Below are 22,352 nucleotides of genomic sequence, written 5' to 3' on the forward strand. Positions count from 1 at the left end.
TCTACTCGGGACCCATCGCCATGAGCCTCCATGAACTCGCCAGCCAGCACTGCACACCACGCAAAGGCAAGGAACACGCGCTGGACGCAGCCAAGGTCAAGGAGCTACTCGCGTCGCTGCCGGGTTGGCAGACCACCGCCGACGGCAAGGCCATCGTGAAGGATTTCAAGTTCCCTGACTTTCACCACACGCTGGGCTTTATCAATGCGGTGGGCTTCATGGCCAACCAGGAAGATCATCACCCCGACCTGGAAGCCGGCTACGGGCACTGCCATCTGCTGTGGTCTACCCATGACGTCGGCGGGCTGTCGCTCAATGACTTCATCTGCGCCGCCCGCGTCGACGTGTTGCTGGAACGTTGAGGCCCTCGCGCGCCATGCGCCAGCTTGCCGCCACCGCAGGTTTCGCGGTGGCGCTGCTTCTGCTGCTCCAATGCATGGCGACGCTTTCCGGCTGGGTTACGCGCGGCCAACTGGTGCACGACGCCCGCGAGGCGCTGGCCACGCTACACAATGGCGAGCCACGATGGCATTGGCGCCTTGAGCAACGATCAGACCTGGTGGCCCGACGCGTCTTTGGCGCCGCCGACCTGCACGCTGAACCCGACGGGTTGCGGATAACCAGCCAGGACGGCCGCCCCTTCGAACTCGGTTTGCCGGTGGCGGAGCCGATCGACCTCGCCCACTGGCCCATGCTTCGCCTGAACATGCGAAGCGATAGTGCCGGCGTGGTTGGGCTGGTCTATCAGACCAGCGAATCCGGGACCGCCTGCCGCGCGACACATGCAGCGCAGTTCGCGCCCGCCGACACCTCGTTGACAATCGATCTGCGGGCCGCCGCATGGCAAGGCGATACCGGTGGCCCCTGCCAGCCGCCGGGTGTCGTCTCTTACATGTTGCGCCTGCAGGTTGAGGTGCCGGCCAAGAGCACGCTGACGATCCAGGGTGCGGCGCTGACGTCACCCCAAGCCATGCCATTGCCTGCCGCCATCGACGCCAACCGTGCGGACATACGCCTGCCGGCCACCGGCCAACCTGATGCGCTTGCCACGAATACGCGTGAACAGGAACGCTATGCGGCACCGGTAGTGCGCCTCCCGGACCACGCATCGGCCGAGGCGATGCTTTCGTTGCGCGACCGGGTGATGGCGCAATGGCCGGCGGCGATCATTCTTCCCTATGGCCAATCCATTGCGGCCAGCCACGACGGGCGCATGCCGGCATGGCTGGACTGGGGTGCCTGCAGTCTCTATCTGGCCGGCCTGTTCTGGCTGGCGCTTCGTCAGAAGCCGGGCATCATTCGGCCCTGGATCGAGGTGGCGGCCATTGCTGCCGGCCCCTTGTGGCTGATCGCGGGCCTGCGCTGGGGCCCTCAGCTTTCCGTTCCCGGTGTGATCGCCTTCGTTGCCGCCCTTGTTTATGGGGGGCAGAGCGAATGGCGCCGGCGCCCCGTGCCCTGGTCATGGTGGACCAACCGCTGGAAGGACTGGCTCTGGCCCCTGCTGCCTCTACCGGTGGCCGGTATCCTCACCCTGGCGGATGGCCATGGCCTGATTCATCTGGACGCCAAGCATGTGCTCGCCTATCTGGGCTGGGCGCTGCTGCAGCAATGGGCCATGCTGGCTCTGGTGATGGGACGGCTGAGGCACACGCAGCTGCCCCAGCCTGTCATCCTGCTGATCACCGCCACGCTGTTCGGGCTGCTTCACACACCCAATGGCACCTTGATGCAGCTGTGCCTGCTGGCCGAACTTTGGTGGGCCTGGTGCTTTACCCGGTCACCACGGCTGGTGCCGATGGCGCTGGCTCATGCTGCCAGCGCCCTGCTGGTGGAAGCCGGGCTGACCGGCCACCTGCTGCGCTCACTCGGAGTCAGTGCGCGCTTCTTCCTGTAGTCTTTCCCACAAGCGCCTGATTTTATTGCCTTTGACGGCCAGAACGTCGAGGAAATCCTTCAGGTCGTCGGTCAGCGGCGCAGAGAAGCTGTAAGAGCGGCCGTCCAGCTCGAAACTCATGTGCGAGGCATGCAGGAACAAGCGATTGAGGCCCAGGTCCTTGAAAGCCTTGTTCATTTCCTTGTTGCCGTACTTCGGGTCGCCCGCCAGCGGATGACCGATATGGGCAGCATGCACGCGAATCTGATGCGTACGCCCCGTTCCCAGCGTCGCCTGCATCAGGCGCGCGCCCGGGTAGTGCTCCATCTCCTGGAAAAAAGTCAATGACGGCTTGCCGTTATCAGACACTCTTACCATGCGTTCTCCGCCCTGAAGCACCGACTTGAGCAACGGCGCGTTGACGCTGAACTTGGCTTTCCCTGGGTGGCCGTCCATCAGGCAGAGGTATTGCTTGGTCACCGCGTTGTCGCGGATCGCGGCCTGCAGACCGGTCAGTCCGGCGCGGGTCTTGGCGAATACCAGCACGCCGCTGGTGTCGCGATCGAGGCGATGGACCAGCTCAAGATGCTCATTCGGGCGCGCCGCGCGCAGCAACTCGATGGCACCGTGACTCACACCGCTGCCGCCATGGCTGGCGACTCCGGTTGGCTTGTCGATCACCAGGAAATGCTTGTCCTCGAAAATGATCGACTCAGTCACCGCTGAGACCAGAGCAGGCGCTGGCCCCTTGTCGGGCGCCTTTTCCGCCGTACGCACAGGCGGAATACGCAGCATATCGCCCGCTGCGAGACGCGTGTCCGGCTTGGCCCGCTTGCCGTTAACCCGCACCTGCCCGGTCCGCAGGATGCGGTAAATCATGCTCTTGGGTACACCCTTGAGCAGGGTCATCAGCGCATTGTCGATACGCTGACCGTCCCGCTCGGGACCAATCTCGACTTGACGCACACCGTGAGGTGCGTCTGGGGAAGTTGCCGTCTGCATTGAAAAAAACCTGACGAAATAGGATACTCGGCCGGCGCTACGTCCCGCCCTGCCGCAGTTCGGAGGGAGTCGGGACGCCCGCCCCGTGACGTCGGCGAGGATAGCGCCGGTCGCCTTCTTGGGCAGCCGGTCGCTGCTCCCTATCATCGTAACGGTTCGGGTGGTCGTTGTCCGGTTCCATGGGGTTCCGGGGCGGCGAGTGCATTGCCACGAAATCATCCCGGCACCGGAAACGATGCCGTCATGTTGCCGCTTAACCGCAGCGGCGCGATCCCCGGCAGGCCGCCGACGTCACGGCGCCACCGCGGCACGCGACGCGCGGCAAGCTGAGGAAAAATTACAATGAAACGTATGTTGATCAACGCAACTCAGCGTGAAGAGTTGCGTGTGGCCATTGTCGATGGCCAAGCCCTTTACGATCTCGACATCGAAATCCCTTCCCGCGAACAGAAAAAGGCCAATATTTACAAGGGCCGCATCACTCGCGTCGAACAATCTCTCGAAGCCTGCTTTGTCGATTACGGCGCCGAACGCCACGGCTTTCTGCCCCTGAAGGAAATCGCCCGCGAGTACTTCACGCCGGGTCTTGATCCCAACAAGGCGAACATCCGTGACCTTCTGAAGGAAGGTCAGGAAGTGGTCGTGCAGGTAGAGAAGGAAGAGCGCGGCAACAAGGGAGCTGCGCTGACCACCTTCATCAGCCTGGCCGGCCGCTACATGGTGCTGATGCCGAACAACCCGAAAGCGGGTGGCGTCTCGCGTCGCATCGAGGGCGAAGACCGTCAGGCCCTGAAGGAAGCGCTGGAGCACCTGACCGTTCCCGACGACGTCGGCCTGATCGTGCGTACTGCCGGCATGGGCCGAGACGCCGAAGAGCTGCAGTGGGACCTCGATTACCTCCTGCAGCTGTGGAAGGCGATTTCCGGCGCCGCCCAGGCGCAGAAGGGACCGTTCCTGATCTACCAGGAATCGAAGCTGTTCATCCGCGCCCTGCGCGATTACCTGCGCAACGACATCGGCGAGATCCTCATCGACGAGGAGTCGCTGTACAACGACGCACGCGAGTTCATGCAGCAGGTGATGCCCAACGCCCTGCGCAAGCTCAAGATGTACCGCGACGACACCCCGCTGTTCTCGCGCTACCAGATCGAGACCCAGATCGAGAGCGCGTTCGACCGTCAGGTCCGCCTGCCCTCCGGCGGCTCGATCGTCATCGACCAGACCGAAGCCCTCACCGCCATCGACATCAACTCGTCGAAGGCCACCAAGGGCAGCGACATCGAAGAAACGGCGTTTAACACCAACCTGGAAGCGGCGGTGGAGATCGCCCGCCAGTTGCGCATCCGCGACGCCGGCGGCCTGATCGTGATCGACTTCATCGACATGGACAGCCCCAAGCACCAGCGCGAGGTTGAGGAACGCCTCAAGGATGCGCTGAAGCTGGATCGCGCCCGCGTGCAGATCGGCCGCATCTCGCGCTTCGGCCTGCTGGAAATGTCCCGTCAGCGCCTGCGCCCGTCGCTGGGCGAAGCCACTCAGATCGTCTGCCCGCGCTGCGAAGGCCATGGCCATGTCCGCGGCGTGGAGTCGCTGGCGCTGTCGACGCTGCGACTGATCGAAGAGCACGCCATGAAGGACAACACCGGCCAGGTGCTGGTGCAGGCGCCGCCGAGCGTCGCCAACTTCATGCTCAACGAGAAGCGCGCCAGCGTGGTCGAGATCGAGCTGCGCAACAAGGTGCACGTGGTGATCGTGGCCGACGACAAGCTCGAGACGCCGCACATTGAGATCCAGCGTATTCGCGAAGCGGACATGGGCGAGCACAGCAAGCCCAGCTATGAGCGCCTGACCGCGGTCGAAGCATCGCCGGTGCCGAAGATGGGCCAGATGCTGGGCAGCGGCGAGCAGCCGGCTGTTAGCGGGATCGTGCCCTCCACGCCCGCGCCCGTCCGTGAGGAAGTGGCTGCCGCCCCTCAAGTTCAGCCGGCTCGTCAGCCGGCGGCGACGCCCGCTCCGAGTGGCGGCGTGATTTCGCGCCTGCTCGGTTGGTTCCGCGGCACGGCGGCTCCCGCAGCACCGGCACCTGCCACGAAGGCCGAGCCCGCGCAGGCGCAGCCCCGCGGCCAGCGCCGCGACGAGCGTGGCCGCCAGTCACAGGGCGGTCAACAGCAAGGCGGTCGCCAGCAGCAGCCGCAGCAGCGCCGCGAGCCGTCGCAGCAGCAGGGACAGAAGAACCAGCAGCAAGCCAAGGGCAACCGCCAGCAGCAACAGCAGCAGCGTCAGCCCCAGGGCGCGAAGCAGGATCAGCGTCAGCCGCAGCAGCCCGCCAAGCTTGAGGCTCAGCAACCGCAGAACGAGCGTAAGCAGCAGCGTCAGGAGCAGCCGCAGCGCCAGCCGCGCCCGGTGCAGCAACCGCCCGCTGCCGCCGCCACGCAGCCGGCCGACCGTCCGGCGCCAACGCCGGTGACGGAAGCCGCCAAGGAAACCCTTAAGGACGCCGCTGTTGCCGCCACGCCGGTAACCGAGGCTGTTGCGAACACCGAAGCGCCCACCAACGAGGCAGCCGAAACCGAAGGTAGTCAGTCGCGCCGCCGCCGCGGTCGCCGTGGTGGTCGCCGTCGCCGTCGTCATGACGACGCCGCGCAGGCCGGCGCGCCGCAGTCGGTCGAGGGTGACGAGCATCTCGACCTCGACGACGAAGATCGCAACGAAGCCGCTGCTTCTTCGACCCCGGTAGCCGCCCCGCAAATGGCAGCCAGCGCAACTGCCGCCGTGGCAATGGCGACTGTGGCTGCCACCGAGCAGGTTTCTTCGTTCACCGCAGCGGCAGATGTCACCTCATCTGCGACTGCGGCGCACGCCGAGCCCGTGCATGTGCCGGAGCAAGTGCTGAGTGCGGTGGCGCCGGCCTCCTTCAACCTGCCTACCCTTCCCCCTATTCCGGAGAAGGCAGCAGAAGCCGACGCGACGATCGTTGCGACTGAGGCGTTATACGTCACGCCGGTCAACCCGGCGGCTGACGTGACCATTCATGCGCAACCCACCGCCCATGCCGTGGTCGTCGAGCCCGTTGCTGAGCCAGCAGTGACGCTGACGCCTGACGTCACCGCCAGCGCCACTCATGCGCCGGAAGCTGTCGCACCGGTCGAAGCAGCACCGGTCGTTGCAACCGCCAGCACCACCATCGACTTCCGCGCGCATCTGGACGCCGCGCCCCACGCGGAACCGGCGATCGTCGAACCCTCGACCATCGTGACGGCGCCTGAAGTGGCAATCGTCCAGCCGCAGCCGGAAGCACCGATCGAGAGCGAACCGGTCGCACCGGCGGCACCCGCACAAGGCGATTTGCTGGCTCATGCCGAACTGCCTCACGAGTCCGCTCACGTCGTCGCTACGGAAAAGCCGGCAGCCGACGTCGACGCTGATGCCGTCAAAAAGGATGCCTCGCACGGCTGATGCCGGGTGCGCTTCATCCATAAAAAAAGCCGGACCTATGGTCCGGCTTTTTTTTGTTTGATGACTTAACCGACAGCTGTCAGCCACCCACTTGATTGTTGTGTGTGTCGAGCAATCCGTGGATGGTCATCAGGTGCGCGAGACTGATCACGTGGTCTACCTGCAGCTTCTCCATCAGGCGCTGCTTGTACGTGGAAACAGTCTTGGGGCTGAGATTAAGCTGTTCGCCGATCGTGGTGAGCGGCTTGCCACGTACCAGCATCATGGCCACCTCCAGCTCACGACTGGACAGCGCATCGAACGGTGAGCCTTCGCCGTCCAGCGTGGCCAACGCCAATTGCTGTGCAACGGCCGGGGCGAGGTAACGGCGCCCCATGGCCACCTGACGGACGGCATCGAGCAACTCCTCCGCAGCGCATCCCTTGGTGAGATAGCCCAAGGCACCAGCGTCCAACAGACGCTTGGGAAAACGCGCGTCATCCACCACCGTTACGATGATGATGAAGGTATCCATCTTGGAGCGAGATACGCGCTCAGTCAGTTCGATGCCACTCATACCTGGCATGTGTACGTCGACCAGCGCAATGTCCGGGGCCTTGGCGCGAATGAGCCGCAGGCCATCCTCAGCAGTGGCGGCTTCGCCGCAAACCTGCATATCCGGCTGTTGCTGCAGGATCATCCTGAATCCAGTGCGCACCAGCTCGTGATCGTCAATCAGAACTACCTTGATCACCAATGACACCCTCCTTGGGTTAGTTGGATGAACATAGGCCGCGGCGTGGCGTAATGCAAGCGCTTGAAGGGCAAAAGAAACCTACCATCCAAGTCACCCTACGAGATTGAACGATATTCCCCTACAACCCATGCGCCACACCCATAGCTCGGACTATTCCACGCCCGTCGACCAGTTGCGCAGTGCGGCGCGATCGAGGTCCACCTCCTCAACCAGAACCGTCATGGCATTCCCGGTTTCATCCAGCCAGCGCTGCTCGCCAGTGCGCCTGAACACGCCGGTGATGGCACTGCCATCGGTGATCACACACTCACCTTTGCACGTACCCACGACGAAACCTTCCGGCAATTCAGCGGCTACGCGGTCATCGTAGGGGCCAAAAAAACGTACGCTATTCATGATTCCCCCGGTAGCAGGGTCGCGCCTTATGTGGTGCCCGGAGCGGGGATCGAACCCGCATAGCCTTGCGGCTGAGGGATTTTAAGTCCCTTGCGTCTACCAGTTTCGCCATCCGGGCCATTAGCGGAAGGCTGCGCATCCTAGCATGCGCGCCGTACACGCTCTCGTGCGAGGCGTGGCAATAAAAAACCCGCCGTAAGGCGGGTTGATATGTCTTGCTGCGCAATGGAGGCCTGGGTCGGAATCGAACCGGCGTACACGGCTTTGCAGGCCGCTGCATGACCACTCTGCCACCAGGCCATTGCGCGGAGATCGTAACCCGAAACGGCAGCTACCATCCCCTGAAAAAACAAAACCCCGGTATTCCGAGGTTTTGCTGAAAACTGGAGCGGGAAACGAGACTCGAACTCGCGACCCCGACCTTGGCAAGGTCGTGCTCTACCAACTGAGCTATTCCCGCATCGGAGTCAGAAATAGTAACAGAAAGGCGGCATTTGTGAAGAGTCTGAGATGAAATTTTTCCAGATGTGCGGATTCTCCCTGCGCGACCAGGCACCCCTGCCGAGGCCCGCATCGCTCCCTTCCCGCTTTTCACGGACTCGTCGCGGCGCATGCTTAACCTGAGGGAATAAGCGTTTTTGGCAACAGTCCGTTCCCACCGCAACGACTGGTATCCGTGGAGTACTGCCCTATCTTGTTGGCATGCCGATACGGCGCAGTTATCCAAAGGAGAGCAGCATGATTGAACGTCGCCCTTTCAACGCTCTTGGTGGAGCCAACCACGGCTGGCTCGACGCCAAGCATCATTTTTCGTTTGCCAACTACTACGACGGTTCGCGCATGGGCTGGGGTGCGTTGCGCGTATGGAACGACGACACCATTGCGCCACAGACCGGCTTTCCTCCGCACCCGCACGGTGACATGGAAATCATCACCTATGTGCGCGAGGGTGCCATCACGCATCAGGACAACCTTGGCAACAAGGGCCGCACGGTTGCGGGCGACGTGCAGGTGATGAGCGCAGGTACCGGCATTACGCATGCGGAATACAACCTGGAACCGGGCACCACACGCATCTTCCAGATCTGGATCATTCCTAATGAGCAGGGCAACCCGCCGTCATGGGGTACCAAACCATTCCCTGTGGGTGACCGCTCGGGACGTTTCGTTGCGCTGGCCAGTGGATTCAAGGACGACACCGACGCCCTGCCGCTTCGTACCGATGCACGTGTTCTCGGCGCCACCTTGAAGGCTGGCGAAACCGCTGAATACGAGTTCGGCCCGCATCGCTTCGCTTATCTGGTGCCGTCCAAAGGCAAGGTGGAAGTCAACGGCGTGAAGCTGGACGAACGCGACGGCGCGGCCATTCGCAATGAAGCCAAGATCAGCGTAACCGCGCTGGAAGACGCCGAGATTGTATTGGTCGACTCTGCCCCCTGAGCAGCCCGGTCTGCTCGACCATCGTGGGGCTGTGCCGACTTACCTGACTTGCTAACCTCGCCTGATTCCTTCAGTGCGAGGTTAGCGATGAGTCACGGCATTCATACGATCGACACTGGTTTCGTTCGCCCGCATTTCGATGCGGCTTACCTCGTCGTAGAGAACGGCCACGGCGCCTTCATCGACTGCGGCACCAACTACTCCGTGCCACGCATGTTGCGCGGACTGAGCGACGCCGGCCTGTCTCCTGCCGATGTCGACTGGCTGATTCTCACGCACGTGCATCTCGATCACGCAGGCGGCGCGGGTGAGCTGATGGCGCACTTGCCGAACGCGCGCGTCGCCGTGCATCCCCGTGGTGCGCGTCACATGATCGATCCGAGCCAGCTTTGGGCCTGTGCATCGGCGGTCTACGGTGAGGACGTCATGGCTGCGACGTATGGGACGCTGCGCCCCATTCCCGCCGAACGTGTCACGGAGACACCGGACGGCCATGTGGTGATGTTGTCCGGCCGGCCACTGCGCTGCCTGGATACGCCGGGGCATGCGCGTCACCATATGAGCATCTATGACGAACGCGCCAACGTCTGTTTCACCGGCGACACGTTTGGCTTGTCCTATCGCGAATTCGATACGTCGAACGGCGCATTCATTCTGCCCACCACAACACCAGTGCAGTTCGATCCCGATGCGTTGCACGCGTCCATCCGTCGCTTAATGTCGTTGAAACCCGAAGCGATCTACGTCACGCACTTCAATCGCGTCGAGGATCTGGAACGGTTGGCGGGTGATCTGCATGTGCAAATCGATGCCATGGTGGCCATCGCGCACACTGCGCAACAAAACGCGCGTGATACCTCGCAACGGCACGAGGCCATGAAGGAGCAGCTCACCGAACTTTATCTCTCGCGTGCCCTGGCTCATGGCTGGCATGGCGACCGCGCCAGATTGCTTGAGATTCTCGCGATGGACATCGAGCTCAACGCGCAGGGCCTCGGCGTGTGGCTGGATAGTCAGCAACGCCGCGCCAACTGACGCGACGGCACTTCAACGCAAGGACGCGTTGATCAATTGCTCTGCGACAGCTACCAGCGAACGTGCCGGCCCCTGACGCCCGAACAACTGCCCCGACGCATAGGTGCCTTCGAGTAACAACAGCAGGCCATCTGCCAGTACCTCGGGCTCTTTTGCGCCCATGGCGGCGGACATCTCGGCCAGCCGTGCCCGCAATTTGCGCTTGTGCGTCTGGGCTACCTTACGCGCGGGATGATCGTCGCCGGGATACTCCACCACGGCGTTGGTCAAGCCACAGCCGCGATAACTCGCTTGCGTGGCGCGCTGCGCCAACCGCTCGATATAGAACATCAGCTGCGCCCGTGCGTCGCCGGGATGAGCCTCTGCGCCGGCCTCGAACACCGACCAGAAGGCCATTTCGTAATCTCGCAGATACTCGGCAGCCAGATCGTCCTTGGAGGCGTAACTGCGATACAGGCTGGGCTTGGTGACACCGGCCCGGCTGACGATCTCCTCCACGCCAATGGCGCGGATGCCCTCCCGATAGAAGAGCTCACGTGCCGTGCGACGGATGCGTTCAGCCGCCTTCGGTTTGGTCTCGTCGTGGGTATCGACGGTCGATGATGACGAGCGTTTGGTCGGCATGGCAGGTAACTCTTGACGATGTTACCGATCGGTACGTATGATCCACCAACCCAACGTACCGGTCGGTAACATGACTATACCGCGCTCCCGCCCTTTCGGCCAGAAGTACGCCTTTGTCGTTGCCGGTGTGATCTTTCTGGCGCTGCTCGCCGCCGCAGGTGTACGCGCGGCACCCGGCGTATTGATCCTTCCCTTGGGCAAGGCCTTTGGCTGGAGCCGGGACACCATTTCGTTGTCAGCCGCCCTGGGTATTTTCCTGTACGGCATGGTGGGGCCGTTCGCCGCCGCGCTGATGCAGGCGGTGGGTATCCGACGCACGCTGATCGGTGCGCTAACCCTTATGACCGTATCGATCTCGGCTAGCGCATGGATGACGCAGCCCTGGCACCTGATAGTGACATGGGGCGTGTTTTCCGGCGTGGGTTCGGGTTGCGTGGCCATCGTGCTTGGCGCCACCGTGGTGAACCGCTGGTTCGTCACCCATCGCGGCTTGATGATGGGGCTGCTTACCGCGAGCACCGCGACAGGTACGCTGGCATTTCTGCCCGCACTGGCCGTCATTGCCGAACATGGCGGCTGGCGCCCGGTGGTCTGGACCGTCGCCGCTGGCTGCGCGCTCTTGATACCGCTGGCGTGGTGGCTGCTGCCGGAACGGCCCGCGGATATTGGCCTGCGTCCCTACGGCGCTACGGAAGATGACGCCGATACGGCGCCTCGCCGCAACCTGCTTTCCATCGCCATCGGTACCCTGGTGACAGCATCAAGGCAGCGCACCTTCTGGTTTCTGTTTGCCACCTTCTTCATCTGCGGCTTCACCACCAATGGCCTGATCGGTACGCACTTCATCGCGATGTGCGGCGACCACGGCATCCCTGAGGTTCGTGCTGCCAGCCTGTTGGCGATGATGGGCGCGTTCGACCTGATCGGCACCACTTTGTCAGGCTGGCTGACTGACCGTTACGACCCGCGCAAACTGCTGTTCGTGTACTACGGCTTGCGTGGGCTGTCGCTGATCTGGCTGCCCTACTCCGATTTCTCCCTGACCAGCCTCTCCCTGTTTGGCATGTTCTACGGCCTCGACTGGATCGCGACGGTGCCGCCGACGCTCCGCCTCGCTACGGAGGCCTTTGGTGATCGCGATGCGCCGGTGGTGTTTGGTTGGGTGGCGGCCGGCCATCAGATCGGCGCAGCGAGCGCGGCGTTCTTCGCGGGCGCGTTGCGCACGCAGAATGGCGACTACCTGCAACCGTTTGTCGTGGCTGGCGTCACCGGTTTGATCGCATCAGGCCTTGCCTTGATGATCCGCCGGCGCGCTCACCTGCAACCGGTGCTGCAGGCGAGCTGATCACGCCAGCCGCGTACCGTTGGGCACAGGGCGTTCGATCGCAGTGATGACAACGCCGTCGTCCGTCGGAAAACCGGTCAGCAGGAATTGCGAACGGAACGGCCCGATCTGCTTCTCGGGAAAATTGATTACCCCAACAATCTGCCGGCCTAACAGATCTTCCGCGCGATAGAGATGCGCAATCTGTGCACTGGTCTTCTTCTCACCGTACGGACCAAAGTCCACCCAAACTTTCCACGCGGGCTTGCGCGCCTCGGGAAATGGCTCCACACGTGTCACGGTGCCCGCCACCATCCAGATCTTCTCGAAGTCGGCCCAGCTGATGTCTGCGGGTGTCGTTGAGTTGATTTCGCTCATCCTTCCAGTCTCGTCTTGAACCAGTCTTTGCTCTGCTGCCACCAATAGCTGGCCTGCGCACCGAGGTAGCCGAATGGCCGGTAGGTACGTGCCAGGCCGTAGCTGGCGAATTGCTTCCAGCGATCATCACCCTCGGCAATAGCCGACGCCAGCAGATCACCCGCGGCGCACGTCGGTGCCAGGCCGTGCCCACCGAACGCCTGGGCCCACCAGAGTCCATCATGGCTGCTGCCGATCTGCGGCATCTGATGCCGCGCATAGCTCATCAGGCCCGACCAGGCGTAGTCGACGCGCACTCCTTTCAATTGCGGGAAGACGCGCAAGAGATCCTGCGTAAGCAACCGTTGCACGCCACGTGGCGAACGATCCCGCACCGAAATGCGGCCTCCCCATAACAGGCGGGTGTCGGGCAAGGGCCGGTAATAGTCGAAGGCGAATCGCGAATCGTAGACCGCCGAGCGTGTGCGCAGACATTCGCCGAGGCGGTCACCCAACGGCTCGGTCACCATCACATAGGTGGCAATGGGCAGGATGGCCCGATCCACCTGCCGCCGTAATCCGGCCAGATAGCCGCCGCAGGCAAGTACCACCTGATCCGCGTGGACGGCGCCCTGCGCCGTTTCGATGCGCCAACGCAAACCGTCGCGGTGCAACTTCCAGACATCCGTATGTTCGTGAATGCGTACACCCTGCGATGCCGCGGCGCCGGCAAGCCCGATGGCGAAGTTGAGCGGATGAAGATGGAGCGCATCACGCTCGTACAGACCATCGAAATAACGTTGCGTGTGAATGCGTTCGCGCAGTTCGTGCTGGGGCAGCCACTCCCACGATACGTTGTAGTGCCTGGCCAACAGTTCCTGGCGCTGCCGCAGCACCGCGGGATCGCGGAACCAGTTGGCCCAGATCACACCTTCATCGACGATATCGCAGGGAATGGCGTACTGCGCAACGCGGCGGCGAATACGTGCGACGGCTTCGGTGGTCAACCGGAACAGTGCGCGGGCCGAGGCCTCGCCCTGCTGCTCGAGCAACGACTGCTCACCCAATGAATAACCGCCGAACACGAAGCCGCCGTTGCGGCCAGATGCGCCAAAACCCACCTGCTCCCGCTCCAGCAGCACTACGTCGCGGATACCTCGTTCCGCGAGGCCGAGTGCCGTATGCAAGCCGGCATAACCGCCACCGATGATGGCAATGCGCGCGTCCGTTTTTCCCTGCAGGGCAGCAAACGGTTCATACGGCGTAGCCGTGGCGCGGTAATAGGAAACAGCCGGTGACGAGGTCATGCGGTGTGCTTACGCCTGTCTCGGTGATGACGATCAAGCATAGCGCAGCCGCAGCGCCCGACTGCGACATGACGCATGGCACAGCCGGCAGGCTACTCGACGAGGGTGACGCCTAACGGACGATCATCGCTGCGGCCTCTGTCATCCACGACGCGCACCTCATAGTTGCCCGCGTTTGGTGGTTGCCAGAACAGCGGCTCGCCCGGCGCGGTACGCCCCACATAGGCGTCGTTGACGAACCAGTACATCTCGCGAACCGAGGCGTCGGCATTGGCATTGAAGGCGATGCGATCTTCACCGGCCGATTTCAGGCGCATGGCATAGATGCTGCCCTTCAAGGGGGAGGTGATGGCCGGCGGCTCGCCATCGATGCTTCCATTTCCGCAGGCATCGTTGCGGGGTGGCGTGCGGCGCGGCATGCCGGCCTGCACAAACACCCGCTGCAATTCGGATGGCCAGAACTCATAGACCTCAACGTGCGTACGTTTGCCCGCGTACGGCGGACACGCCGGTTGGCCGGTGGCATCGTCGATCAACACAGGCCGATGCACCTGGCTTACGCGAATCGGCGACTTGCCGGGAATGAACCAGGTCATGCCCCGCTGAGGGCACCACTGGTTCGGCAGGTCACCACTGGCAAGGCAGATTTCCACGCGGCGCAGATGCGCAGGCATGTGGCGAATCGGCTCTGCCATCTGCGGCTGTGCTGCACGCAGCGCGTCGACCATCTGGAAGAACAGCGGCGCGGCAGCCTCCACACCGACAAACGCCGGATTGCTGCTACCGTCGAAGTTGCCTACCCAGACCACCAGCACGTAGGGGCCGAAGCTGCCCGCGGTCCAGGCGTCGCGGAAACCCCAGGAAGTGCCGGTCTTCCAATACACCGGGAGGCGATCGGGTTGGGCACCGGTGGTTTCATCAGGGCGCGGATTCTGCCGCAGCATATCCATCACCATGAAGCTCGCCTCGTCACTGAGCAGGCGCGTGCTGCCTCCTTGTTGCTCGCTGGCTAGCAAGCGCAAGGTACGGAATTCGCCGCGATTGGCGAGCATCGCGTAAAGGCCGCCCAGCTCCTGCATGGTCACTTCACCACCGCCAAGCACCAGCGCAAGGCCGTAATGCTTTTCGCTCGCCATGCGGCTGATACCGGCATCGCGCAGGAACTGATAGAACGTCGGCTGCTGCAACTGCGACGCTACCCATACCGCGGGAATGTTGCGGCTACGCACCAACGCTTCGGTCGCGGTTACCGGGCCCAGGAAATGGCCATCGAAGTTTTCCGGCGTGTAGGGACCGAACGCCGTAGGCACGTCGCGCAACACGGTCTGGGGATGCAATACGCCCTGATCAAAACCAAGGCCATAGATGAAAGGTTTGAGCGTCGAACCCGGCGAACGCTTGGCGAGCGTACCGTTGACCTGCCCCTGGATGGCAGCGTTCGCATAATCGGCAGAGCCAATGAGCGCCTTGATGCCCATGTCGCGCGTGTCGATTAGTACGGCCGCAGCATTGCGGATGCCTCGTCCATCATTGCGCTCGATGTATCGGCTGACCTGCCGTTCCAGCACATGCTGCAGGTCCAGATCCAGCGTCGTGACGACACGGCTGTCCTGCGCTTGCGGTGGGACTATGCGCCGTTGCGACAGCACCTGATCGACCGCATGCGGCGCCTCAAATGGCAGCTGGGAAAGCGGACGCAAGCGCAGCGGCAAGGCAAACAGCGGCTGTAACGTGCCGTCCTCGGGATGGTGCGCTTTCCATCGTGCAAACAGACGATTGCGCGATGCGGTGAGTCGCGTGCCGATCACATCGGGCGCATCGGCGCCTCCCTGCAGCCGGCGGGTGGGGTCCTGCGGTATGACGGCCAGTGTCAACGCCTCGGGCAAGCTGAGCGCACTGGCGGGCTTGTCGAAGTAGGCCACGCTGGCGGCACCCACGCCCTCGACATTGCGGCCGTAGGGTGCGTAATTGAGGTACGCCTCCAGAATCTCGCTCTTCGAATAGAACAGTTCCAGTTGCACGGCCCGCACGACCTGCCGCGCCTTGCCGAGCGGTGTGCGCGTATTGAGCCGCCACAACAAGCGCGCCAGCTGCATGGAGACGGTGGAGCCACCCTGGCGATTGCCATGACTCACATAGGTCACCCAGGCGCCGCGCAACAGACCGTAAGGGTTGACGCCAGGGTGCCAGCGATACCAGCGGTCCTCGTGCAACAGCACGCCGTCGACCAAGGCTGGAGAAATATCTTTCAACGGCACCCACAGGCGATAACGGTCATCGCTGGCAAGCGTCAACCGCAGCAGTCGTCCACGCGCGTCATACACCGCCGTGGATGAAGGCAACCATGCATTGAGCGGTCGATGTGGCCACAGACGGCACCCGACCAACAGCGCCGCCAGCAGGGCAAACCCCACCAGCCAGTTCTGCCAGCGAACCAGCCAGCGCACCAGGGCATTGCAATAGCGAGCGATTGGCAGAGACATGGTCATGCGCTTAAGCCGCCTGGCGCGCCTCCTCCCGTAGGAGGCGCGCCCTTGGGATCAGGGCTGTCGAACTACCTCGATCGTCACGCCGCCCGCCGTGCGAGCCTGCACGGCACGGTCGTACAAGGACTCGCCATAAGCCGGCGGCACGACGAACTTGCCGGCGTTGGTGGCCTTGATGCGATAGACGAACTCGCCGACATCCGGCAACGCCGTACCGTAGAGCACCACGCGATCCTCGCGCACGTCGGCATACTCCAGGCGCCAGCTGGACTGACCCACGCCAATCGGCGAACGCCACTCGCCGGCCTTGACCGTGCTGTCGCCGCCCTGGTCTGCCGGCACGCTGCCATCGTCCTGATGATCCGTCACGACCGGCGCCGGCTGGATCACCGGCTCGAACCCACCGGGCAGCAGATCAACAATCGCGACGTTGCCCACACCCGAGCCGCCGGTCGCACGTATCTTCAGATGCACGTCGATCTCCTGACCAATAGTCACCTTGTCGATCGACTTGCCTTTAACGTCGGTGTAGTCGCGAATGATCTCGAGACCATTCCTGATGGCCTTGCCGGATGCATCGCGGTCGTAGCCGCCCTGGCTGACCATGCGCCATGCCGGCAGGGTGCTGCCGTTCGTGAAGCGCAGCCGTTTGGCCGTGGCATCCCAGCTGCCTGCCTGCAGCAGATTCCCCTGCAGGGCAGCAATGGCCTTCACGCTACCGTCGCCGTGCACTTCGTCGATGCGCAACTTGTCCAGCTCGCCGCCAGCTTGTGTGGCGTAGGTGTCCAGCGCCAACAGGGTCATGGACGAAGACAGCGTGTTGTACCAGCCACGTTCCATCGGCTCGGTGATGTTTTCCATCACACGGGGCGACAGCGCTTTGGCGCGCTCGGGGAAATGCTTGCTCAGCAGGTAAAGCGTGCTGGCATCGCGGATCAGTGAATCGTAGTAGTAGTCGTAGCTGTAGCTCTTGTCGGCTGCCGCACGCTCCAGCAACTTCTGAGGCCCTGCCATCAGCTGGGCCGCCTGCTTTTCCTGCTTCAGCAGCTGATACGACGCCGCAAGCCAGGCCGCCGCGAGATCGTTTTTCCACTGATCCGGATAAGCCTCCTGCAAGCGCTTCTGCACCGCCGCCAGATCATTGGTGGTGACGTTGCCCTGGCGGGTCAGCAGGTAGACGGCGTAAGCGCGCTGTCGCAGCAGCGGCAATCCATCCAGCGTGTCGTCACTGGCCAGCTGGTGCAGGTACTTGTTGCCAGCGTCGAACATGTCGCGCGGCACCTCCACGCCACGTTCACGCGCCTCCAGCATGAAATGCATCGCGTAGGTCGAGACGAACGGATTGGCATCGGGCGTCGCTGCCCACAGACCAAACCCGCCCTGCCCGTTCTGGCGCGAATGCAACACATCGAGAAACTGTGTCAGCGCCTCGCTGTTGCTGATCTTCTTCTCGCTGATGGCCCGCTGCAGCGCATCGGCAAACACCTTCACCTGAGGCCACTTGGCCAGCACCAGCCGCGGCATGGCCGAGCTGATGATCTGCTCGCTGCAGTAGTGCTGGAAGTTGACGAGGTAGGTGGTGAGACCGCCGGAAAGTACCACCGGCACCGTGGAGATTGCCGCATCACGCGAAGCGTACTCGGTGAACATGCTGCGCAGATCTGGCTTGTCCACCTTGCTGTTGGCGTCGACGCGACCGACATCCACCTGCGTGCGATACGCCGACGCCGGGCGCACCGACACATCCACGCTCTGACGCGCGGACTTGTCACCGTAACCCGCGGTGAAACTCAGGTTGCCCGAACCCAGCTTGTCCGTGGCTTTGACCCGGAACAACGCCACGCCTTCGCGCATTTCGCCCAGCGTAAGGCTCTGCGTTGCCGCACCAATCACCTGCAACTGCGGACCGGTCTTGAGCGATACCGACACCGGCACCTGCTTGCCACTCAGGCCGGTGAGGTTGTTGGCCACGCCTACGCTGACCTCCACCTCGTCGCCAGGAGCCAGCGTGGTAGGCACGTTGGGCGAAAGCACAAAGTCACCGCGTACGGTGGTGCTTCCCTCGAACGTACCGATGCGATCAGACGAGACGGCGACGGCCATCACCCGGAGCTTGCCGTTGAAGTAATCCGGCACCTGATAAGTCAGCTCCTTCTCGCCGTTCACATCGACAATGCCTGACCAAAAGGCTACCGGCTTGTCGCGCTTGCGCTTGAACGGATTGAGCTGACGACCGATGGCAGCATCCGCATCGCCACCCGGCGCAGCCATGGCCATCAACTTTTCGAAGTCGGGCAGGATCAAGTCGAGGATCTGCGACGTACCCACCTCAAGCATGCGCTTGCGGAAGAAGAACTTCAGCGGGTCGCCCAACTTGTAGCGGGCCACCTGCAAGATGCCTTCATCCACGGCAAACACCACTGCGCGCGTGGGTTGTGGCGCGCTCAGCTTGAACGTCACCGTCTCGCCGGGCTTCGCCAGTGCCGGTGACGTCACCTGGATGGCATTGCGGCGAGCGTCCAGATTCACCGAGAACGGCACCACCCCATAGCTCAACGGGCTCATGAAGATTTCATCCGACGACGGATCGCGGATGTACTGCACGTTGATATAACCGTTGCCTTCAAAGTCCGCGGGCACGGTGATGTGCTGCACCGAGCTGGTGGTGTCGGCATGGAACCAGGCGTGCGCGTACACCTTGTCGCGCTCAATGGTGATCAGGCCGCTGCCCGCATACGGGGCACGAATGGCGATATCCACCGCCTCGCCTGGCGCATAGTCCTGTTTGCTCAAATTGAGCTGCAACTCGGCGTTACGGTCGAGCGAGCGCGACACGTTCGCCGCGCCGGCCACCGAGTACTCCACGCGATTCACTTCCACGCCGTCGCCGCTGCGCACGATGACCAGCGCGTAGTTGCCGGGCTTGTCCGTGGGCAGTGCGTAGTCCATGCCGTTGGCGGGGATGGACAACGCGTCCTCCTTCAACGGTATTTCCTTGAGCTTGGACTGGTATTTGTAGACACCCGAATCCTGCTTGGTCAGCACCGAGATGTAGCGGCGCTCGATCAGGCGTACCTTCAGGTCTTTCAGTGCGATGGACTTCGCCGCGTGGTCAATCGCCACCAGATGCACGCTGCGCGGCGCATCACGGTTGATGTAGTCCAGGTTGTCGACAGACTTGTAGCCCACCAGCCAGTCATTGCTCGACACCAGTGTCTGCGCAGCGGCAGCCACACTGCGGCCACCCTCGGGCTCGTACGCCTTCACCAGGAAATACAGCTGGTAGGTGGCGTCGGCGTATTTCTTCAGGTCGAAATCGAACTCGGCATGGCCCTTGTCGTCGGTCTTGCCATCCTGCAGCTTGTCCTCATACCCCTCCTTGGCTCGGCGCACGTCGTAGAAATGGTAGTCGGGCCAGCTACGGAAGGCCGGCCACGCCGGGCGCAAGGTCAGTGAAGCCTCGACGCGACGATCCGCTGCCGGCGTACCGAACAGGTTCATCACGTCGACGATGCCCTTCACCTGATCCGGCTTCACCCAGCCCTCGGGCACTTGACCCGCGAGCTTGGCTTCCACCTTCATGCGATCCGGCAGGAACTCCTTCACCTGCACGGTCGTGCTGCCGATCTGCGCGCCGGGCTTGCCGTCCTTGACGATGTAGAGATTGACCGTCCAGGTACCCGTCGGCGCGGTTTCGGCAGGCGCATACGCGAGCTCGCCGAAACCCGAGGCATCCATCGACATGGGCAACTGCTTGACCGACATGCCGCGCGGGTCGACGATTTCCGCCTGCAGCGGAATGCCCACGACGCTACGCGTCCAGCTTGCGGCGCGCACAATCAGGCCAACGTGGAAGGTATCGCCAGGACGGTAAATACCGCGATCGGAGAACAGATAGGCCGACAGCTGGCCTTCGTTCTGCGCATTGCGCTCGCCGCCCACGTCAAAGCGTGAGAAGTCGAGCTTGCGTTCGTAGCTGCTGTAACCACCAATCGGAAGGAACGACAGATCGTCACTCTTCTTCACGACATACAAGGTGGGCTGCTTCTCGCGCTCCAGCCCCTTGAACGTGGGGAAATGCACCACGCCATCGGCCGAAGTGGTTTCGCTGAAAAGCGTCTGACCATTGACGGCAAGTACCGATACGGTGGCGCCGCCCACCGGCTGACCGGTGCGGATGGATTGCACGAACACATCCTGGCTGCCGTCCAGCGCACGCTTTACCAGCATGCCCAGGTCGGTAACCACGATCATGCGCGTGTCGGAGGCGTTGGCGCTGCCGGCATCGTCGCCGTTGTCCGACATCCCGCTCTGGTCGGCCTCACCCTCTCCCTCGTCACCCTCCGAAGCATCGTTGCGCGGCGCTGCCTGCGGCTCGTTTTCGGCGGCCTTTTTCGCCTCCTCTCTCTTTTTCTCTGCCGCGGCGTCATAGCTGGAAAGATGCAGCAGGAACACGCCGCGCTTGCCGTCCTTCAAGTACTGCCCCAGATCCACGCCTTCATAGTGCGCCTTGGCCGGATCACCCTTGGGGAAGCTGCGCTTCTGCTCGAAGCGCTCCACGATGTGATCTTCGCTGAACATGTAATTCAACGCCGGACGTGCGAACGTGCCTTGGTTGAAGCTCACCAGATGCTGCAGCTGATCCGGCAGCACGCGGCCGACCTCCACGCGCATGCCGGGAAGGTTTCGCGATACGACCGAGATCCGCTTGCTGCCTGAAACGGAAAGCAGCGAGCCATCGGCCATGAAACGCAGCAGTTTGGGATAGTTGGGTACGGTGACCACCGCGGCATAGGGCTTGCCCATGGCGTAACCGCCAAACGATTCCATCCCTTTCTCTACATGCACATAAATGCGCTGCCCCGGCTCCGCACGGTACTTGAAGCTCTGAACCGTTTCGTACTCGTTCTCGGTAGGTACCAGCTCCAGCTTTAGCGGCTGCGCCTTGCGCAATTCGGCCTCGCCGACTTCGGAAACATCCCAGCTGTAAGGCGGCTCGTCATCGCCCTGCTCCACACCGGGCTTGCGATTGGGCAATACCCAGGCTTTGGTGAGTCGCGCGAGCTCGCTGTCACGCACGCTGCCGCCGACGTTGACTACCAGCACCTGCTCAGGCTCGTACTTCTCGTTATCGACGAGCGTCGGATCGACGCTGTTGATGGTCAGGCTATAGCGCCCAGGCACGCGGACCTGTGCCTGGATGTCACTACCGGTGCCATCGCCGCCACGTACGCTGCGCACACCCTTGGCAATGCTGTAGTGCACGGCGCCCTCATCGCGAGGCAGCGCCAGCGGCTGCGAGTGAATCCAGGCGTGTAGCTTGTACTGGTCATAGGTAACGCTGTACTTGAGCGCGACGTCACGGCTGCCTTGCTGTGCCAGGCCAACCTCAATGCGCTTCTCGAAATCTGCGGTATCGACGGGATAGTTGAAGCTCACCGGCAGAATGGTCTTCTTGGCGGTGGCGTCCTGGGGATCCTGATAGAACTCGCCGTTCTCGACCTTCGCCTCGAACGCCGGGGTGTCGAAACTGAAATGATCGTCCGCCATCAGCACATGGCTGGCGAACGCCTTGGCGATGTCGAAACGCACGTCGTAGTGGCGCCCCACCGGCCAGTCGTCGCCGGGCACAAAGCGGAGGGTGTGGTCATCGACCCAACTCCACTGCCCCTTCGCGGCAGGCTGCATGACGATACCAGTCGTCACCGGCTTGCCGACAAGTTCGATGGGAGCGGCCGAACCGGAAAACGTCACCGTGAGCGGATGGATGATGATCGGCTGGTGCGCGTAGTCGGTGATCGCGGGAACATCGACGGTCAGTGCGATTCGCGAAGGCTCAACGGGCTTGGGCCGGTTCTTGTACCACTGCCAGCCGAACCAGCCACCCGCAGCCAGCAGCAGCACAGCCACCAGCGTGCCGGCAGCCTGCATCGGCCTGCGCCGAATCCACCCACCCGTGGCCGGCAGCCATGCCGGTGCCGACCAGCTGACCTGCCCCAGCAAGGGCCGCAGGATCAGGCCTAAGACCGCGAACAGCCCGCGCAAAAGGCGCAGCGGCAGCGTGAGAAGAAATCGCAACAAATCCATGATGCTTCCCTGGTTTTCATCCAATGAACACGGTGACGGCGCATGGCCCGGCCTTGGGCAAAGCCCGGATGCGCCAAAACACCCGCCTCTCGCGAAGCGGACCTGACACACCGGGTGTTCCCCACATCATCCTGCTCGCCGAACATGGCGAAATGCAGGGCGGATTCTGGCATGCGCCAGTCAAAGACGCATGAGGAAAAGTCTGACTCGTGCGAAGTCGCCCGCGTCG

General features: G+C 62.7%; 14 protein-coding genes and 3 tRNA genes. 6 read left to right on the forward strand and 11 right to left on the reverse strand.

Annotated features, from left to right (window positions below):
- The first annotated feature begins 20 nt into the window (after positions 1 to 20).
- Positions 21 to 362 (forward strand): 4a-hydroxytetrahydrobiopterin dehydratase, encoded by a 342-nt coding sequence (locus OQE56_RS17125; RefSeq protein ID WP_267225881.1) that lies wholly within the window; start codon positions 21 to 23, stop codon positions 360 to 362.
- A gap of 14 nt (positions 363 to 376) precedes the next feature.
- Positions 377 to 1,894, forward strand: coding sequence for a CPBP family glutamic-type intramembrane protease (locus OQE56_RS17130; RefSeq protein WP_267225882.1), 1,518 nt, complete (start codon positions 377 to 379; stop codon positions 1,892 to 1,894).
- Here OQE56_RS17130 and OQE56_RS17135 read toward each other — a convergent pair.
- Positions 1,862 to 2,875, reverse strand: a complete 1,014-nt coding sequence (locus tag OQE56_RS17135; RefSeq protein WP_267225993.1) for an RluA family pseudouridine synthase — start codon at positions 2,873 to 2,875, stop codon at positions 1,862 to 1,864. The two genes, OQE56_RS17130 and OQE56_RS17135, sit on opposite strands and share 33 nt — an antisense overlap.
- 342 nt (positions 2,876 to 3,217) lie before the next feature.
- Here OQE56_RS17135 and OQE56_RS17140 point away from each other — a divergent pair, with 342 nt between their 5' ends.
- Positions 3,218 to 6,331: an Rne/Rng family ribonuclease gene (locus OQE56_RS17140; protein ID WP_267225884.1), complete on the forward strand. Its 3,114-nt coding sequence runs from the start codon at positions 3,218 to 3,220 to the stop codon at positions 6,329 to 6,331.
- A 79-nt stretch (positions 6,332 to 6,410) separates the two neighbouring features.
- Here the strand turns inward: OQE56_RS17140 and OQE56_RS17145 are convergent, their stop codons facing one another.
- The 5 genes from OQE56_RS17145 to OQE56_RS17165 form a co-directional block, all read right to left on the reverse strand.
- Entirely contained in the window at positions 6,411 to 7,064 is a 654-nt protein-coding gene (locus tag OQE56_RS17145; protein ID WP_267225885.1) for a response regulator, read from the reverse strand.
- Positions 7,065 to 7,217: 153 nt separating this feature from the next.
- The gene (locus OQE56_RS17150) at positions 7,218 to 7,463 is read right to left on the reverse strand and encodes a hypothetical protein (protein WP_267225887.1); all 246 of its coding nucleotides are present in this window, start codon (positions 7,461 to 7,463) and stop codon (positions 7,218 to 7,220) included.
- Between the two features lie 31 nt (positions 7,464 to 7,494).
- Positions 7,495 to 7,581: transfer RNA gene (locus OQE56_RS17155), tRNA-Leu, on the reverse strand.
- Positions 7,582 to 7,689: 108 nt separating this feature from the next.
- Positions 7,690 to 7,763 (reverse strand) — tRNA-Cys (locus tag OQE56_RS17160).
- A gap of 84 nt (positions 7,764 to 7,847) precedes the next feature.
- Positions 7,848 to 7,923, reverse strand: a tRNA-Gly gene (locus OQE56_RS17165).
- 278 nt (positions 7,924 to 8,201) lie between these two features.
- Here OQE56_RS17165 and OQE56_RS17170 point away from each other — a divergent pair.
- Positions 8,202 to 8,903 carry a pirin family protein gene (locus OQE56_RS17170; RefSeq protein ID WP_267225889.1) on the forward strand — a complete coding sequence of 234 codons (702 nt, stop codon included), beginning with the start codon at positions 8,202 to 8,204 and terminating at the stop codon, positions 8,901 to 8,903.
- An 87-nt stretch (positions 8,904 to 8,990) separates the two neighbouring features.
- Positions 8,991 to 9,938, forward strand: coding sequence for an MBL fold metallo-hydrolase (locus tag OQE56_RS17175; protein WP_267225890.1), 948 nt, complete (start codon positions 8,991 to 8,993; stop codon positions 9,936 to 9,938).
- Positions 9,939 to 9,950: 12 nt separating this feature from the next.
- On the opposite strand, the gene OQE56_RS17180 is transcribed toward OQE56_RS17175, so the two are convergent.
- The gene (locus tag OQE56_RS17180; protein ID WP_267225891.1) at positions 9,951 to 10,562 is read right to left on the reverse strand and encodes a TetR/AcrR family transcriptional regulator; all 612 of its coding nucleotides are present in this window, start codon (positions 10,560 to 10,562) and stop codon (positions 9,951 to 9,953) included.
- 70 nt (positions 10,563 to 10,632) lie between these two features.
- On the opposite strand from OQE56_RS17180, the gene OQE56_RS17185 reads away from it, so the two are divergent.
- Positions 10,633 to 11,907, forward strand: a complete 1,275-nt coding sequence (locus OQE56_RS17185) for an MFS transporter (RefSeq protein WP_267225892.1) — start codon at positions 10,633 to 10,635, stop codon at positions 11,905 to 11,907.
- Here the strand turns inward: OQE56_RS17185 and OQE56_RS17190 are convergent, their stop codons facing one another.
- From OQE56_RS17190 to OQE56_RS17205, 4 genes are all read right to left on the reverse strand, one after another.
- The gene (locus tag OQE56_RS17190; RefSeq protein WP_267225893.1) at positions 11,908 to 12,264 is read right to left on the reverse strand and encodes a tRNA-binding protein; all 357 of its coding nucleotides are present in this window, start codon (positions 12,262 to 12,264) and stop codon (positions 11,908 to 11,910) included.
- Positions 12,261 to 13,550 carry an NAD(P)/FAD-dependent oxidoreductase gene (locus OQE56_RS17195; protein WP_267225894.1) on the reverse strand — a complete coding sequence of 430 codons (1,290 nt, stop codon included), beginning with the start codon at positions 13,548 to 13,550 and terminating at the stop codon, positions 12,261 to 12,263. Before OQE56_RS17195 ends, OQE56_RS17190 begins: the two co-directional genes overlap by 4 nt.
- A 92-nt stretch (positions 13,551 to 13,642) precedes the next feature.
- Entirely contained in the window at positions 13,643 to 16,033 is a 2,391-nt protein-coding gene (gene pbpC / locus OQE56_RS17200; RefSeq protein WP_267225895.1) for a penicillin-binding protein 1C, read from the reverse strand.
- Between the two features lie 57 nt (positions 16,034 to 16,090).
- Positions 16,091 to 22,123, reverse strand: coding sequence for an alpha-2-macroglobulin family protein (locus OQE56_RS17205; RefSeq protein ID WP_267225896.1), 6,033 nt, complete (start codon positions 22,121 to 22,123; stop codon positions 16,091 to 16,093).
- Positions 22,124 to 22,352 lie beyond the last annotated feature (229 nt).

This window comes from Dyella silvae, from assembly GCF_026421305.1.
GTDB lineage: Bacteria > Pseudomonadota > Gammaproteobacteria > Xanthomonadales > Rhodanobacteraceae > Dyella > Dyella silvae.

Excerpts from the sequence above, each read along its gene's own strand:
- OQE56_RS17125 (WP_267225881.1), top strand. The coding sequence starts at position 21 with ATGAGCCTCCATGAACTCGCCAGCCAGCACTGCACACCACGCAAAGGC.
- OQE56_RS17130 (WP_267225882.1), top strand. The coding sequence starts at position 377 with ATGCGCCAGCTTGCCGCCACCGCAGGTTTCGCGGTGGCGCTGCTTCTG.
- OQE56_RS17135 (WP_267225993.1), bottom strand. The coding sequence starts at position 2,875 with ATGCAGACGGCAACTTCCCCAGACGCACCTCACGGTGTGCGTCAAGTC.
- OQE56_RS17140 (WP_267225884.1), top strand. The coding sequence starts at position 3,218 with ATGAAACGTATGTTGATCAACGCAACTCAGCGTGAAGAGTTGCGTGTG.
- OQE56_RS17150 (WP_267225887.1), bottom strand. The coding sequence starts at position 7,463 with ATGAATAGCGTACGTTTTTTTGGCCCCTACGATGACCGCGTAGCCGCT.
- OQE56_RS17170 (WP_267225889.1), top strand. The coding sequence starts at position 8,202 with ATGATTGAACGTCGCCCTTTCAACGCTCTTGGTGGAGCCAACCACGGC.
- OQE56_RS17175 (WP_267225890.1), top strand. The coding sequence starts at position 8,991 with ATGAGTCACGGCATTCATACGATCGACACTGGTTTCGTTCGCCCGCAT.
- OQE56_RS17180 (WP_267225891.1), bottom strand. The coding sequence starts at position 10,562 with ATGCCGACCAAACGCTCGTCATCATCGACCGTCGATACCCACGACGAG.
- OQE56_RS17185 (WP_267225892.1), top strand. The coding sequence starts at position 10,633 with ATGACTATACCGCGCTCCCGCCCTTTCGGCCAGAAGTACGCCTTTGTC.
- OQE56_RS17190 (WP_267225893.1), bottom strand. The coding sequence starts at position 12,264 with ATGAGCGAAATCAACTCAACGACACCCGCAGACATCAGCTGGGCCGAC.
- OQE56_RS17195 (WP_267225894.1), bottom strand. The coding sequence starts at position 13,550 with ATGACCTCGTCACCGGCTGTTTCCTATTACCGCGCCACGGCTACGCCG.
- pbpC (WP_267225895.1), bottom strand. The coding sequence starts at position 16,033 with ATGTCTCTGCCAATCGCTCGCTATTGCAATGCCCTGGTGCGCTGGCTG.
- OQE56_RS17205 (WP_267225896.1), bottom strand. The coding sequence starts at position 22,123 with ATGGATTTGTTGCGATTTCTTCTCACGCTGCCGCTGCGCCTTTTGCGC.